A 16,915-nucleotide genomic window follows, 5' to 3' on the forward strand; every position below is an offset into this window, starting at 1 on the left:
AATATGTGGGAAGAATTAGAAAAAGAAATTAAGTTATATGATGAATGCAATTATCTTAATTTAGATGTAGAGCCAATATTAGGTGTAGGAAATAAAAAAGCAAAATTTTTTGTTTTATTTGACTCTGTTACAGATTCAATGAATGAAAATAAAGATGTTGAAAAAAGTAAGGAATATGAAAAGTTAAAGGTAATTTTTAATTTTTGTGAGATTGATTTGAATAATTGCTATTTTACTTGCCTTGATAAGTATTATAGTAAAAATGAGAAAATTGATTTTGAAAAAAGAAAATATGCTATGTCAATATTACTAAAAGAGCTTTTTATAGTAAAACCAGAGTATGTAATAACTATAGGTGAAAATATTTTAAACTATATTTACTACTATCTAACAGATAGGAAGGATAAAATTGATATATTAAAAAGTGTAGGTAAAATATTTGATATAAATAATATGAAATTTGTACCGATATATGATATAGAGCATATAGGTAAATTAGATAAAAAAAAGAAAAAAGAATTAGTTGAAATATTAAAGGAGATAAATAAATGATAGGAATAGGAATAGTAGGTTTACCTAATGTAGGTAAATCAACATTATTTAATGCAATTACTAAAAGTAATAATGCACTTTCTGCAAACTACCCGTTTGCAACAATAGAACCAAATATTGGTACAGTATCAGTGCCTGATAAAAGAATGAGAGAGTTAGAAAAAATAATAAACCCTAAAGCTGTAGTTGAAGCTGTTGTTAAATTTGTTGACATTGCAGGACTTGTAAAAGGTGCATCAAAAGGTGAAGGACTTGGAAATCAATTTTTAACAAATATTAGAAATACTGAAGCAATTTGCCAAGTTGTTAGATGTTTTGATAATGATGATATAATACATGTTGATGGAAAGGTAGACCCTATAAGAGATATAGAAACAATAAACTTAGAATTGATATTTTCTGATATTGAAACTATAAATAGAGCACTTCAAAAACAAGTTAAACTTGTAAGAGCAAATGATAAAACTGCCAAAGCATTAGTTGAAGTTTTAGAAAAATGTAAAACACATTTAGAATCTGAAAACTTATTAAATAGTTTAGAATTAGATTCTGATGAATTAGAATTGATTAAAGTTTATCAATTTTTAACAATAAAACCTATGATGTATGCACTAAATATAGCGGAAGACGACCTAAAAGATCCAGAGTCAAATAAATATGTAAAACTTGTAAGAGAATACATAAAAGATAATAAAGAATCAGATATAGTAATTTTTTCAGCAAAAGTAGAATCTGAGTTAATTGATATTGATGATGAGGAAATGAAAATGGAATTTTTAAAAGAATTAGGAGTAAGTGAACCTAGTTTAGATAGACTAATATCAACAGGATATAGATTATTAGGACTTATTACTTTTTTCACAGCCGGTGTAAAAGAGTTAAGAGCATGGACTATAAAAAATGGAACGAATGCACAAAATGCTGCAAGTGAAATACATACTGATATATCAAGAGGATTTATTAGAGCAGAAACAGTATCTTATGATAAGTTTATAGAAGATAAAGGTTGGCAAGGAGCTAAGGCTAATGCTAATGTAAGACTAGAAGGTAAAGAATACATAGTAAAAGATGGAGATGTTATGTATTTTAGATTTAATGTTTAGGTGATAGTATGGATAGTATAACAAATATATTTAATGACAATCTAATTTTGTTTTTAAAATATAATAAGTTTGCGATTGTATTTCTAATAATCTTAATATTTACTTATACAAGAACTAAAAGATTTCTAGTTAGATTTTCAGAAAAGCTTTTAAAAACAACATTTGAAAAAAAACCAACGCTAGCTGGGTTTATAAATTCAATAATTAAAATATTACCAGATTTAATGATAATATATTTAATATTTAATATATTAGGCATAACCTTAATGCAAGCTTCAATAATTATTGCATCTGTGTCGGCTTTTGTAGGTTTTGCATTTCAAGGAGTTTTAGAAAACTTTTTTGGTGGAATGATAATTTTATCATTTCAACCATTTTTAGTTGGAGATGTAATAGAGTATAGTGGTAATTTTGGAGAAGTAAAAAAAATTGAACTTTATTATACAACTATAACAACATTTAATAATGAGGTTGTATTGATACCTAATGGATTATTAATAGCTAATAGAGTAAAAAATTTAAATGTATATGACCAAAGAAGATTAGATTTAAGAGTAGGTGTATCTTATGATGCTAATATAGAGCATGTAAAAGAAACTATAAATAAAATAGTACATAAAAGAAAAGATTTATTTGATTTTAGTATGCCAAATAAAATAGGTTTAGGCAATATTGGGGCCTCTAGTTTGGAATTTGAAATAAAAATGTTTGTTACACCAGGTAATTATTTACTTGCAAGATTCTATATACTAGAGAGTGTAAAAACAGAGTTTGATAAAGAAAATATCGGATTACCATATGATATAATAGATTTACAAATAAATAAGTCATATAATAAACTAGATATAAGTGAGGTGAAATAGATGGAGTTAATAAAAGAAATATTAAGTATAAACGAAATTGTTCTATATTTAAAAACTAATGGAATAAAGATAATTATATCAATTCTTTTAATACTATTTTACTCTAAAATTAAAAATAAAGTTATTAGTACATTAAAAAACATAACAAAAAAATTATTAAGTTCTAATATAGAGTTAAGAACTTTTATAAATTCAATAATAAATATTTTAATACAATTTATACTAATACTATTTATACTTTCATTATTTGGATTTGATTTTACAAAGCTAGCTGCAATGATAGGAGCAATATCATTAGTATTAGGGTTTGCATTCAAAGAAGTTTTAAGTAATTTTTTTGGAGGATTAATAATTTTAATATTTAAACCTTTTTTAATAGGTGATTTAGTTCAGTATTCTGGAGAATATGGAAATGTATATAAGATAGAATTATTTTATACAACTCTAATTACATTTAATAATGAATTTATTATTATGCCAAATAGTAACTTAATAAATAATGAAATAAAAAATATAAATAAAAATAAAGCAAGAAGAATGGATCTTGTAATAGGGGTTGGCTATTCATCTAATATAGAAGAAGTAAAAAGTACAATAGCTGAAATTATAGAAAAAGAGGATAAGGGCTTATTTATAAAAGATATACCTGTTTTAATAGGAATGACTGAAATTGGAGCGTCATCACTTAATTTTGCAATTAAAGTACATGTAAATCCTGAGTTATACTTAGATGCTAGATATTATTTAAATGAACAAATTAAGACAATATTTGATGAAAAGAATATAGAATTACCATATAACATAATAGATTTACAAATAAATGGTGGATTTAATGAGATAAAATTAGTAAAATAGGAGTTATTATGGAATATAAAATTGTAATAAGTGAAACATTAGATGAGAATACATACATACTACATAATGATAAAAAAGAATGTCTTGTAATAGATCCAGGTAATGAGGTTGCAATTGAAGTGATAGACTATATAGAGTCTAATAACTTAGATTTTAAAGCAATATTTATTACACATGGACATTTTGATCATATATTAGGAATTGAAAAATTAGAGGAGTATAAAAAAGTTCCTATATATATGGGTAAAGAAGATATTGACTTTTTATATAACAGTTATTATTCTTTATCAAAAAAATGGCTTAATATTGACTACAAATTAAGTGAAAATTATGATATAATTGGTGTAAATGATAATGAAGAAATATTTGGACTTACATGTATAAAAACACCAGGTCATACAAAAGGTAGTATTTGCTACATAGATAGTATAGAAAAAAATATATTTACAGGTGATACTATGTTTAGAATGACATATGGAAGAACGGATTTTCCAAGTGGGGATTATATTGAAATGTTATCATCATTAAAAAGACTTTTAACATATGATGACTACTATGTTTTTCCAGGACATGGTCCAAGTACAACAATAGAAAAAGAAAAAAAGACATACTTTGGTATGATATAATTAGGGAGGAAATGAAATGAAACCAGCAAGTGAATTAAGACAAGGAAATACTTTTCAAAAAAATAGTATACCTTATATCATTTTAAAAGCTGAAAGAAAACAATCAACAGCAGGAAGAAGAGCGCAAGCTGCTGAAATGAAATTTAAAATTAAAGACCTAATAGGTGGGAAAATTGAAGAAATAAGAGTTTTAGCTACTGATATTATGGACGATATAATCTTAGATAGACATAACATGCAATTTTTATATGAAATGGATGGAGACTATAACTTCATGGATCAAGAAACTTTTGAACAAATTGCATTAAGACAAGAAGACTTAGAAGATGCAGTAAACTTTTTAGAAGAACAAATGGAAATACAAGTTTTAATGTATGAACAAAGACCAGTTGGTGTAGAATTACCAAATACTGTAATAAGAGAAATAACATATACTGAACCTGGATTAAAAGGGGATACAATAGGTAGAGCAACAAAACCAGCTCAAATAGCAAATGGTTACCAAATACTAGTTCCTTTATTTGTACAAATTGGAGATAAAGTAAAAATAGATACAAGAACTGGTGAGTATATGGAAAGAGCTAACTAGTAAAAAAATAAATGGAGAAAATATTAGTTTTCTCCTTTTTAAATAGGGAGGTAAAAGTGAGAAAATACACAAAATATATTATTTTAATAATTATATTTACAGCATTGCAAGTTTTATTTAACACTCTTATACCTAAATATACAGCAAGAAATATAAATATAGGGATAATGCAAGAAGGTGTAGAGTATGCAGTATTAGAAAAAATAGATGTGGATGACTCTATAAAATATAATGAGGATATTTTATCTAACTATAATTTTGAATCGAATGGCTATGTACTTAAAAATAATGTAGATAAAAAGAGTTTAGAAGAAAAATTTATAAAATCAACAAAGCTAAGTAAATTACAACTTATTAATAAGATAAAAAATGATAATAAGAAAAATAATGTAAATAAAAGTCTAGACTTTATAATAAAAAATTCTTATATGATGTTTATAGCAGCACTTTTTTCAGCAATATTTATAACATTATCTAATGTTAGTATATCATACACAGTAGCACTTGTAAGTAAAGACTTAAGAGAAAAATTATATAAGAAAATACAAAACTACACAGACTATAATATGGGTAAATTTGGAATATCTAGCTTAATAACAAGAACGACAAATGATATAACTAAAATAAAAGATTCTCTTAACATGCTTTTAAAGATATCATTAATCTCACCACTTATATTTATTTTTTCATCATATCAAGCATATCAATTAGCACCTGCTATTACACCAGTATTAGTATACATTGTTTTATCAATAATAATTATAATGGGAGTTGGTCTATATTTAGTATTACCAAAATTAAGTGAAAGACAAAAAATAGTAGATGATTTAAATAATATAGTAAGAGAAATACTAAGTGGTAAAAGAGTTATAAGAGCCTTTAGAAAGCAAGAATTTGAAACTGAAAAGTTTGAAAAGGTTAATGTAAGTTCAAAAAAATTAGAGATATTAATAAATGTAATAGCATCTACAATTAACCCTGTAGTTGACTTTATATTCAATATTTCAGCTGTAATAATACTATATTTTGTAATATTAAAAATAAATACAGTATATATAGGAGTTGGAAGTATTATTGCTTTTATACAATATGCAATAAATATAATTGTTTCATTTATCATGGTGTCACAAATATTTTTTGTAATACCTAGCATGATGATTTCTTATAGAAGAGTTAAAGAAGTATTAGATGAAAAAATACTTTTAGAAAATACTGAAAATGCAGTTGTATTAGACAAAATAAAAGAAATTGAATTTAAAGAAGTTGATTTTAAATACGAAGGATCTGAACTAAACGTTTTAGATAAAATTAGTTTTAAAATTAAAGAAAATGAATTTATTGGAATAATAGGATCTATAGGAAGCGGGAAGTCTACGATTATTAAGTTATTATTAAGATTTATTGATAAGACAGCAGGTGAAATTTTAATAAATGGAATAGATATTACTAAATATGATTTAAAATCACTAAGAGAACAAATTTCATATACGCCACAAGTTGCAAAGGTACTAAGTGGTACAGTTTTTAATAATGTAGCCTTTGATAGTAAAGTAAAAGATGAGAATAAAGCTAAAAAAGCTATTGAGTATGCTAATGCTTTAGAGTTTGCCAATTTAGATAGAGAAATAAGTCAAAATGGTACTAATTTATCTGGTGGTCAAAAGCAAAGAATAGGTATAGCAAGAAGTATATATAAAGAATCAAGCCTTATGGTTTTTGATGACAGTTTTTCAGCATTAGATAATAATACTGATAGAAGTATAAGAGAGAATTTACAAGAACTTAATAGAATGAAAATAGTAATTTCTCAAAAAATATCAACTATAATGAATGCAGATAAGATATTAGTTTTAAATGATGGTGAAGTAGTAGCCTTTGATAATCACGAAAATTTACTAAAAACTTGTGAGATATATAGACAAATATATGAAACACAAGTAGGAGGAAGCCTATGATAAAAAATCTATACAAACTACTTAAAAACAATATTTATATCATACTATTTACAGCTATTTTATCAATTATACAAGTTATAATTAGTATTAATGGGCCTTTGATATTAGGAGAAATTACAGATAATATAATAAAAGGAATAAAAATTAATAATATAGATTATGATACTTTATACAGATTAATATTTAAAACTATCTTAATATATTTAATTGTATTTCTAATGAATGTTTTTAATAATCAAATATTATCATATATAGCTGTAAATATAAGTTATGACTTAAGAAGTAAAATTAATAAGAAAATAAATAACTTATCAATATCAAATTTAGATAAAAAACTAGATGGAGATATTATGTCCATAGTTACAAACGATGTTGAAACATTAACTACATCTATACAAAATTTCTTGATATGGACACTACCTTCAATTGTAGGTATTATAGGTATCCTATTTTATATGTTTAGAATATCAGCTAAATTATCATTAGTTGTATTAGTATTTTTACCAATAAGTTTTACAGGTATAGGATTACTTGTTAAATTTTCTCAAAAATACTTTAAAAAACAACAGGATAAACTTGCAACAATGAACTCTCATATAGAAGAAATTTACTCTAATCATGATATAGTTAAAGCATATAATATGGAAGAAAATACATATGATGAGTTTAAACAAATTAATGATAATTTATTTAAATCAGCATTTTTATCACAATTTTTATCAGGTATGATGTTTCCAATGATTAGAATTTTAAATAATATTAACTATGCCTTTATATCATTACTAGGTGCAGTTGTATTATTCCATAATACAATTACAATAGGGCAATTTCAAACATTTATTCAATATATGAATAGCTTCCACCCTAAGATGATGTCTATATCACAAATGATGAGTTATTATCAAAAGATAAAAGCAACAAGTGATAGAATATTTGAGTTTTTAGAACAAGACGAAATGCAAGATGATAAAAACTTAGATAGAGATTTAAGTTTTGTTAAGGGAAATATTGAATTTGTAAATGTAAACTTTTCATATAATGGTAAGGATAAGATAATAAATAACTTAAACTTTAGTGTTAAAAAGGGAGAAAAAGTTGCAATAGTAGGACATACCGGAAGTGGAAAGACTACTATAATAAATTTACTTATGAAGTTTTATGATATAGATTCTGGTAAAATATTAATTGATGGAGTTGATATAAAAGATTTATCAAGAGATGACATAGCTAGTATTTTTACAATGGTATTACAAGATACTTGGCTATTTAAAGGAAGCATAAAAGATAATATCTTATTTGGAACAAATGAAGAAAAAAGTTTTGTTGATATAAAAGGTGCGAGTATAAAAGCAAATGCAAATCACTTTATAAAGACATTAGATAAAGGATACGATACTATTTTAAATGAAGAAATATCTAATATATCAAGTGGTCAAAAACAACAATTAACAATAGCAAGAGCTTTTCTAAAAAATAGCAAGATACTTATATTAGATGAAGCAACAAGCTCTATTGATTCAAGAACAGAAAAATTAATACAAAAGTCTATGAAAGAATTAATGAAGGATAAAACAAGCTTTATTATAGCTCACAGATTATCTACAATAAAAGACGCTGATAAGATAATTCTTTTAGATAAGGGAGAGATTATAGAAATTGGAAACCATAAAGAACTTATGGAAAAAAATGGTGCTTATGCAAGACTATATAATTCGTAAAAAAATCTAGTGAAAAAATTTGACAAATAAAAAAAAATGTGCTAATATTATTCATAACGAAAAACAAAAGGCCAAAGACAGTAGGTACAAAGGTAAATCCTACCGAGGTAGAGAATAATATATATGCATATATTTTACCTCTGGCTATAGAGGTTTTTTTTAATTTTACAGGAGGTGAATATATATGGCAGCACAATATAAAGTGGAAGAAGTTGCAAAATTAGTTGAAAAATTAAGAGACGCTAGATCAGTTGTATTTTCAGATTATAAAGGTATAACAGTTAATGAAGATACTAAATTAAGAAGAAATGCTAGAGAAGCTGGTGTTGATTATTTTGTAGCTAAGAATAGATTAGTTCAATTAGCATTTAAAGAATTAGGGTACAATTTAAATTTCGGAGAAATGTTAGAAGGAACTACATCATTTGCAGTAAGTAAAGTTGATGCAGTAGCACCAGCTAAATTAATTTACAATTTCCAAAAAGAATCTAAGAAATTAGAAATAAAAGGTGGTTTCTATAATAATGGAATAGCTGATAAAGCTACTATGGAAGCAATAGCTAAGTTACCATCAAGAGAAGAAATGCTAGGAATGATAGCATACGGATTATTAAGTCCAGTAAGAATGTTAGCAGTAGGATTATCAAATCTTGCAGAACAAAAAGAAGCGTAAGCTAAATTAAAAGAATAAATAGGAGGAATAAAAAATGGCATTCAATAAAGAACAATTTATAGAAGATTTAAAACAAATGACAGTATTAGAATTAAAAGAAGTAGTAGAAGCAATAGAAGAAACTTTTGGAGTTTCAGCACAACCAGTAGCAGTTGCATCAGGTGCAGCACAAGGTGGAGCAGAAGTTGAAGAAAAAACAGAATTTGATGTAATCTTACAATCTGCTGGATCAGGAAAAATCGGAGTTATAAAAGAATTAAGAGCTATAACTGGATTAGGATTAAAAGAAGCTAAAGAAATGGCTGAAACAGCTGGAGCTAAAGTTAAAGAAGGAGTTTCTAAAGACGAAGCTGAAGAAATTAAAGCTAAATTAGAAGCTGCAGGAGCAACTGTAGAAGTTAAATAATAAAAATATAATCAATTCTAGACACTCCAGGTAGTGGAGTGTCTTTTGCACATTTCAAGAAATTCAAATAAAATCAGTTTATATATTTAAAATATTTTTTAATTTCATTTATAGGAGGAAAAATTTAAATGAGAAAACTTGTAAATAGATATAGTTTTGGGAAAGTTAGCGATAGAGGTGAAATGCCCAACTTTTTAGAGTTTCAGTTAGCTTCTTACGAAGATTTCTTACAATCTAAAGTTACGCCATCTCAAAGAGAAAATAAGGGGTTTGAAGCAATATTTAGAGAACTATTTCCAATAGAATCAGGGAATGGTACTTTAAAATTAGAATATCAATACTATGAAATTCATGAAAGTGAAGAGCCTTTAAATGATGAGTTAGAATGTAAAAAAAGAGGTAAAACATATTCAGGTCAATTAAAGGTTATGTTAAGACTAATAAATAATAAAACAGGTGAAATACAAGAATCACTTGTACATTTTGGTGAAATACCTTTAATGACAGATAAGGCTACATTTATAATAAATGGTGCTGAACGTGTTGTTGTATCGCAATTACATCGTGCTCCTGGTATAACATTTAACAAAGAATTAGACATGCAAACAGGAAAAGACCTATTTGTTGGTAAAATAATACCATATAAAGGAACATGGTTAGAGTTTGAAGTAGACAAAAAAGATGTTTTAAATGTAAAAATTGATAGAAGAAAAAAAGTTCCAGCAACAGTATTCTTAAAAGCAGTTGATTTTTTCAAAACAAATAGCGAAATAATGGAAGAGTTTTTTGAAACAAAAAAAATCAGCATAGAAGAAGTAAAAAAAGAGTATGATAAAGAAGAATTAATTTCAGTATTACAATCTAAATTACAAGGTTCATTTATTAAAGATGAATTTGTAAATTCAGAAACTGGAGAATACGAATTAGAATCTGGTATGCAAATTGATGAATCTGTAATTGAAAAATTATTATCTCTAGGTATAGATAATGTTAATTATTGGGAAGTAAAACCAGAAGATATACCAATTGCTAATTCAATACTAAATGATGTAACTAATAATAGTGATGAAGCTATAATAGAAATATATAAAAAGCTAAGACCTGGAGATTTAGTTACACTAGAAAGTGCTAGAACATTAATAAAACCAATGTTTTTCAATCCGCAAAGATATGATTTAGCAAATGTTGGTAGATACAAGATAAATAAAAGATTAAAATTAAACTTATCTGATGATGATATAGTTTTAGCTAGAGAAGATGTTATAGCTACAATAAAATACATTAAAAAATTACTAGGTGGAGAAGGTAAATTAGATGATATAGATAACTTATCAAACCGTCGTGTAAGAGGTGTAGGAGAATTATTAGCTATACAAATTAAAGGTGGAATAATTAAGATGTCTAAAATGGTTCGTGAAAAAATGACAACTCAAGACATAAATACACTAACACCACAAAGCTTACTTAATATTAAGCCATTAAATGCTTTAATATTAGAATTCTTTGGTTCTGGTCAATTATCACAATTCATGGACCAATCTAACCCATTATCAGAATTAACACATAAAAGAAGAATATCAGCTCTAGGACCAGGTGGACTTAGTCGTGATAGAGCAGGATTTGAGGTACGTGACGTACATAACTCACACTATGGTAGAATCTGTCCAATAGAAACACCAGAAGGACCAAATATCGGACTAATATCTAGTTTATCAACATATGGTAAAGTTAATAAATATGGATTTATAGAAACTCCATACATTGTAGTTAAAAACGGTGTAGCTGATTTTAATGATATAAGATATTTAGGAGCAGACGAAGAAGAAGGTCTATTTATAGCCCAAGCGGATACTCCAACTGATAAAAATGGTAAATTATTAACAGACCCAGTTTGTAGATATGATGATGAAATAGTAACAATAGATAAAAATAAAGTTGATTTAATGGATGTATCTCCTAAACAATTAGTATCAGTTTCAGCAGGTTTAATACCATTTTTAGAACATGATGACGCCAACCGTGCTCTAATGGGATCGAACATGCAAAGACAAGCAGTACCTTTATTACAACCAGAACCACCAAGAGTAGGAACAGGACTTGAAAGAAAAGTTGCTATAGATTCAGGTGCAGTAATTACTTCAAAAGCAACAGGGACAGTAACGTCTGTAGATGCTAAAAAAATTATAGTAACTGATAGTGAAGGAAAAGAACACTTACACAGATTATTAAACTTTGAAAAATCAAACCAATCTATGTGTTTACATCAAAAACCAATTGTTGATTTAAATCAAGAAGTTACATTTGGACAAATATTAGCAGATGGACCAAGTACAGCTGGTGGAGATTTAGCACTAGGAAGAAATATATTAATGGCATTTATGCCTTGGGAAGGGTATAACTACGAAGATGCTATATTAATTTCTGAAAGACTTAGAAAAGATGATGTATTTACATCATTACATATAGAAGAATTTGACGTAGAAGCAAGAACTACTAAATTAGGTGACGAAGAAATAACTCGTGAAATACCTAATGTTTCAGAAGAAGCTTTAAGAAACTTAGATGAAAGAGGAGTAATAAGAGTAGGAGCTTACGTTAAACCAGATGATATCTTAGTTGGAAAAGTTACTCCAAAAGGAGAAACTGAACCACCTGCAGAAGAAAAATTATTAAGAGCTATCTTTGGTGATAAAGCAAAAGATGTTCGTGATACTTCACTAAGATTACCACATGGTGTAAAAGGAACTGTAGTTGAAGTACTAGAGTTATCAAAAGAAAATGGAGATGACTTAAAAGCAGGAGTTAACAAATTATTTAGAATATACATAGCAGAAAAAAGAAAAATAACTGTTGGAGATAAAATGTCAGGAAGACATGGTAACAAAGGTATAGTATCAAGAATTTTACCAGTTGAAGATATGCCTCACTTAGAAGATGGTACTCCAGTAGATATTTGTTTAAATCCATTAGGAGTTCCATCACGTATGAACATAGGACAAGTACTAGAAGTACACTTAGGTTTAGCTCTAGGAACACTAGATGAGTATATATCAACACCAGTATTTGATGGTGCAACAGAAAAAGATGTTGAAGACAAACTAGAAGAAGCAGGATTTAGTAGAACTGGTAAAGTTAAACTAATAGATGGTAGAACTGGTGAGCCATTTGATAACTTAGTAACTGTTGGTAGAATGTATATGTTAAAACTACACCACTTAGTAGAAGATAAAATGCATGCTCGTGCAATTGGACCATATTCATTAGTAACTCAACAACCATTAGGTGGTAAAGCACAATTTGGTGGACAAAGATTAGGAGAAATGGAAGTTTGGGCATTAGAAGCATATGGTGCATCTAATGTATTACAAGAAATGTTAACTGTTAAATCAGATGATATAAACGGAAGAACTAAGACATATGAAGCTATAGTAAAAGGTCAAGCAATGCCAGAAGCTGAAGCTCCAGAGTCATTTAAAGTTCTTATGAAAGAATTCCAATCATTAGGATTAGATATTAATCTATACAGTAATGATGGAGAAAAAATTGAATTAGATAATAATTTAGAATTACAAGGAGTCAGTAAATGAGTATAAGAGATTTTGATAGTATACAAATTAAGTTAGCTTCACCAGAAAAGATCTTAGAATGGTCAAATGGGGAAGTTACTAAAGCTGAAACAATAAATTATAGAACATTAAAACCTGAACCAAATGGACTTTTCTGTGAAAAAATATTTGGACCATCTAAAGACTATGAATGTGCTTGTGGTAAATACAAAAGATTAAAACATAAAGGTATAAAATGTGAAAGATGTGGTGTAGATGTTACTACATCAAAAGTAAGAAGAGAAAGAATGGGGCATATTGCTCTAGCTTCTCCTGTTGCTCATATTTGGTATTCTAAAGGAACTCCAAATAAAATGAGTATATTACTTGCAGTTTCTACAAAAGATTTAGAAGCTGTATTATACCACTCAAAATATATTGTAATACAAGGTGATGAAGAAAACCCTAATGGAACCATTATATCAAGTAGAGAATATGAAGGTTTAAGACAAAAAGGTGTTAAAATTGTTGCTAAAATGGGTGCTGAAGGGGTATTAGAACTTCTAAGACAAATTGATTTAGAGCAAATGGAAAAAGAATTAGACCAAGAGCTAGAAGGTGCAAATTCAGCACAAAAAAGAAAGAAAATCGTAAAAAGATTAAAAATATTAAGAGATTTAATACAATCTGGAAATAGACCAGAATGGATGATATTAACTAACTTACCAGTTATGCCAGCAGATTTAAGACCAATGGTACAATTAGATGGTGGACGTTTTGCAACTTCTGATTTAAATGACTTATATAGAAGAGTAATAAATAGAAATGCAAGACTTAAAAAGTTAATTGAAATAAATGCTCCAGAAACAATGATAAAAAATGAAAAAAGAATGCTACAAGAAGCTGTTGACTGTTTAATAGATAACGGTAGAAGAGGGAAAGCAATTCTAAGTCAAAATAATAGAGAATTAAAATCTCTATCTTCAATCTTAAAAGGTAAACAAGGTAGATTTAGACAAAACTTACTAGGTAAACGTGTTGACTATTCAGGAAGATCTGTTATAGTAGTAGGTCCAAGTTTAAAGATGAATCAATGTGGTCTGCCTAAGAAAATGGCTTTAGAATTATACAAACCTTTCTTAATGAGAGAATTAGTTAAAACTGAACACGCAGCTAATATTAAAATAGCAAAAAGAATGGTTGAAGATGAAGATGAAGCAGTATGGGAATTAATAGATAAGGTTATTAAAAATCACCCAGTACTATTAAACCGTGCGCCAACTTTACATAGATTATCAATACAAGCATTTGAGCCAATATTAATAGAAGGTAAAGCTATTAGATTACATCCATTAGTATGTTCAGCATTTAATGCCGATTTTGATGGAGACCAAATGGCAGTTCACTTAGTATTAAGTCCAGAATCGCAAATGGAAGCAAAAATACTAATGTTATCTACTAACAACTTATTATCACCATCAAGTGGTAAACCAATTGCAGTTCCATCACAAGATATGGTAATGGGATGTTTCTATATGACTAAATCAAGAAAAGGTGAAAAAGGAGAAGGATTAAATTTCTCTACTAAAAATCAAATGATAACTGCTTATCAAACTGGTAAAATAGACACACATGCATTAGCAAATGTTAGAATTGATGGTCAAATGATAGAAACAACACCAGGTAGATTAATATTCTCATTAATGTTACCAAAAGAAGTTAGAGATTATAGTAAAACATATGGTAAAAAGCAAATAGCTGATTTAATAATGATGTTATACAAAAAATATGGTTCACAAAAAACAAGTGAATTATTAGATAAAATAAAAGAATTTGGATATCACTACTCTACAATAGCAGGTGTTACTGTATCAGTATCTGACTTAGAAATACCACAAAGTAAGAAAAAACTACTAGAAGAAGCTGACAAAGCTGTTAAATTAGTTGATGAAGAATATAGAAGTGGTAAGATTATAAATGAAGAAAGATACAGAAGAACTGTTGAAATTTGGAGTAATGTAACAAATAAAGTAACAAATGACATGATGGACAACCTTGATGAGTTTAACCCAGTATACATGATGGCTACATCAGGAGCCCGTGGTAGTATTGCACAAATGAGACAATTAGGTGGAATGCGTGGATTAATGGCAGATACACAAGGAAGAATTATAGATAAACCAATTAAGGCAAACTTTAGAGAAGGTCTTACAGTATTAGATTACTTTATGAGTTCACATGGAGCTAGAAAAGGATCAGCAGATACAGCCTTAAGAACTGCCGATTCAGGATACTTAACAAGAAGATTAGTTGATATTTCTCATGAAGTAATAGTTAACAAAGAAGATTGTTTAGCATTTGAAGTAGGTATAAATGTTTCTCACTTAGTTGAAAACGGAGAAGTTATTGAAAAATTATCAGAACGTATTTATGGTAGACATTTAGCTAAGGATTTAGTAATTGCAGATAAAACTATAGCTAAATACAATGACTTAATTGATGATGCATTATTAGCTAAAATAGAAGAATTAGGTATATCAGAAGTAATGGTAAGATCACCTCTAACATGTAAGTTAGAAAAAGGTGTTTGTAGAAAATGTTACGGAATTGACTTATCTAATCACAAACCAATATTAAAAGGAGAAGCAGTAGGAGTTATTGCAGCTCAATCAATAGGAGAACCTGGTACACAGCTTACGATGAGAACTTTCCATACAGGAGGGGTAGCAACTGCAACAGCAGCACAAAGTTCATTTAAAGCAGATGTAGATGGTGAAATTAAATATATAGATGTTGTACTAATAAAAGATACAAATAATGAATCTATAGTAGCAACACAAGGGGCTAAAGTAGAAATAGGTAAATATAGATATGAAGTTCCAAGTGGATCTAAATTAATGTTTGAAGATGGTGCTACAGTTAAAAAAGGTGATGTTATAGTAACATTTGACCCATACCAAACACCAATAATATCTACAGCTACAGGTAGAGTTAGATATAGAGACATCTATATTAAAGAAAACTTTGATATTAAATATAATGTAATGGAAAAAATGGCAGTTAAACCTAGTGAAAATGCTGAAATTAATCCAAGAGCAATTATATATGATGATAATAATAAAAAGATAGCTGAACTTCCAATTCCTTATGGAGCATATTTAATGATAGATGACAATAAGAAAGTTAAATCTGGAGAAATTGTTGCTAAAATAATTAAAGAAGGGGAAGGAAATAAGGATATTACAGGAGGTCTACCTCGTGTACAAGAATTATTTGAAGCAAGAAATCCTAAAGGTAAAGCTATATTATCTGAAGTTACAGGTCGTGTAATATTTAATGAAGACAGTAACAAAAGAGGTGCTAGAACAATATCAATAGTAGACCCTGAAACAGCAGAAGAAATTAAACAATACAGTATTCAAGGGGGAGACAGATTAGTTGTTACTAACGAAATGCTTATTGAAAAAGGTGCTAAGATAACTGATGGACCTATATCACCACATGATATTTTAAGAATAAAAGGTGAAGTATCTGCACAACAATTTATACTAGAATCTGTACAAGGTGTTTATAGAGGACAAGGTGTTACAGTTAATGATAAACATATAGAAATTATTGTAAGACAAATGTTCCAAAAAGTAAAAGTTGTTGATTCAGGAGATTCACTATATTTAGAAGATGAATTAATTGATAGAAGAATAGTTGAAAAAGAAAATGAATCACTAAAATTAAAAGGTAAAAAAGAAATTATATTTGAACCAATCATACAAGGTATAACAAAAGCAGCTGTAAACACAGAAAGCTTTATATCAGCATCTTCATTCCAAGAAACTACAAAAGTATTAGCTAATGCAGCTATAGAAGGAAAAGTAGATAGATTAGAAGGATTAAAAGAAAATGTAATAATTGGTAAGAAAATACCTGGTGGAACTGGATTTAGAGATTATAAAGAAATTGAAATTGAAAAAAAAGTTGAAAGTGAAGAGACTGTTTAATTAAACAGTCCTAACTTTTCATAATTGGAGGAGAA

General features: G+C 27.7%; 12 protein-coding genes and 1 other annotated feature. All 12 genes read left to right on the top strand.

From position 1 onward, the window contains the following. Window positions 1-3 precede the first annotated feature (3 nt). The 12 genes from OMES3154_RS03480 to rpoC all read left to right on the top strand — a co-directional run bounded on the left by OMES3154_RS03480 (window position 4) and on the right by rpoC (window position 16,880). On the top strand, window positions 4-552 hold the full coding sequence (locus OMES3154_RS03480; RefSeq protein WP_156683412.1) for a hypothetical protein: 549 nt from the start codon (window positions 4-6) through the stop codon (window positions 550-552). Beyond that, the gene (ychF, locus tag OMES3154_RS03485) at window positions 549-1,655 is read left to right on the top strand and encodes a redox-regulated ATPase YchF (protein WP_156683413.1); all 1,107 of its coding nucleotides are present in this window, start codon (window positions 549-551) and stop codon (window positions 1,653-1,655) included. The genes OMES3154_RS03480 and ychF overlap by 4 nt, the downstream gene beginning before the upstream one ends. Window positions 1,656-1,663: 8 nt before the next feature. Next, on the top strand, window positions 1,664-2,518 hold the full coding sequence (locus tag OMES3154_RS03490; protein ID WP_156683414.1) for a mechanosensitive ion channel family protein: 855 nt from the start codon (window positions 1,664-1,666) through the stop codon (window positions 2,516-2,518). Beyond that, window positions 2,519-3,373, top strand: a complete 855-nt coding sequence (locus OMES3154_RS03495) for a mechanosensitive ion channel family protein (RefSeq protein WP_156683415.1) — start codon at window positions 2,519-2,521, stop codon at window positions 3,371-3,373. It abuts the gene before it with no gap. 8 nt (window positions 3,374-3,381) lie between these two features. Further along, window positions 3,382-3,999 (top strand): MBL fold metallo-hydrolase, encoded by a 618-nt coding sequence (locus OMES3154_RS03500; protein ID WP_156683416.1) that lies wholly within the window; start codon window positions 3,382-3,384, stop codon window positions 3,997-3,999. A 16-nt stretch (window positions 4,000-4,015) separates the two neighbouring features. Then, window positions 4,016-4,588 carry an elongation factor P gene (gene efp, locus OMES3154_RS03505; RefSeq protein WP_156683417.1) on the top strand — a complete coding sequence of 191 codons (573 nt, stop codon included), beginning with the start codon at window positions 4,016-4,018 and terminating at the stop codon, window positions 4,586-4,588. Window positions 4,589-4,644: 56 nt separating this feature from the next. Then, window positions 4,645-6,543, top strand: coding sequence for an ABC transporter ATP-binding protein (locus OMES3154_RS03510; protein ID WP_197271485.1), 1,899 nt, complete (start codon window positions 4,645-4,647; stop codon window positions 6,541-6,543). Continuing rightward, window positions 6,540-8,261 (top strand): ABC transporter ATP-binding protein, encoded by a 1,722-nt coding sequence (locus OMES3154_RS03515; protein ID WP_156683419.1) that lies wholly within the window; start codon window positions 6,540-6,542, stop codon window positions 8,259-8,261. The genes OMES3154_RS03510 and OMES3154_RS03515 overlap by 4 nt, the downstream gene beginning before the upstream one ends. Window positions 8,262-8,314: 53 nt before the next feature. Further along, window positions 8,315-8,431, top strand: a sequence feature (ribosomal protein L10 leader region). Window positions 8,432-8,445: 14 nt separating this feature from the next. Then, window positions 8,446-8,934: a 50S ribosomal protein L10 gene (gene rplJ, locus OMES3154_RS03520; RefSeq protein ID WP_156683420.1), complete on the top strand. Its 489-nt coding sequence runs from the start codon at window positions 8,446-8,448 to the stop codon at window positions 8,932-8,934. 34 nt (window positions 8,935-8,968) lie between these two features. Then, window positions 8,969-9,340, top strand: coding sequence for a 50S ribosomal protein L7/L12 (gene rplL / locus OMES3154_RS03525; protein WP_156683421.1), 372 nt, complete (start codon window positions 8,969-8,971; stop codon window positions 9,338-9,340). Window positions 9,341-9,468: 128 nt separating this feature from the next. Next, window positions 9,469-12,927 carry a DNA-directed RNA polymerase subunit beta gene (gene rpoB, locus OMES3154_RS03530; RefSeq protein ID WP_156683422.1) on the top strand — a complete coding sequence of 1,153 codons (3,459 nt, stop codon included), beginning with the start codon at window positions 9,469-9,471 and terminating at the stop codon, window positions 12,925-12,927. After that, a complete protein-coding gene (gene rpoC / locus OMES3154_RS03535) occupies window positions 12,924-16,880 on the top strand; it encodes a DNA-directed RNA polymerase subunit beta' (protein ID WP_156683423.1) in 3,957 nt (1,318 codons plus the stop codon). The genes rpoB and rpoC overlap by 4 nt, the downstream gene beginning before the upstream one ends. Window positions 16,881-16,915: the final 35 nt, after the last annotated feature.

Origin of the sequence: Oceanivirga miroungae (genome assembly GCF_902505095.1) — a bacterium.
In the GTDB taxonomy this organism is placed as follows: domain Bacteria; phylum Fusobacteriota; class Fusobacteriia; order Fusobacteriales; family Leptotrichiaceae; genus Oceanivirga; species Oceanivirga miroungae.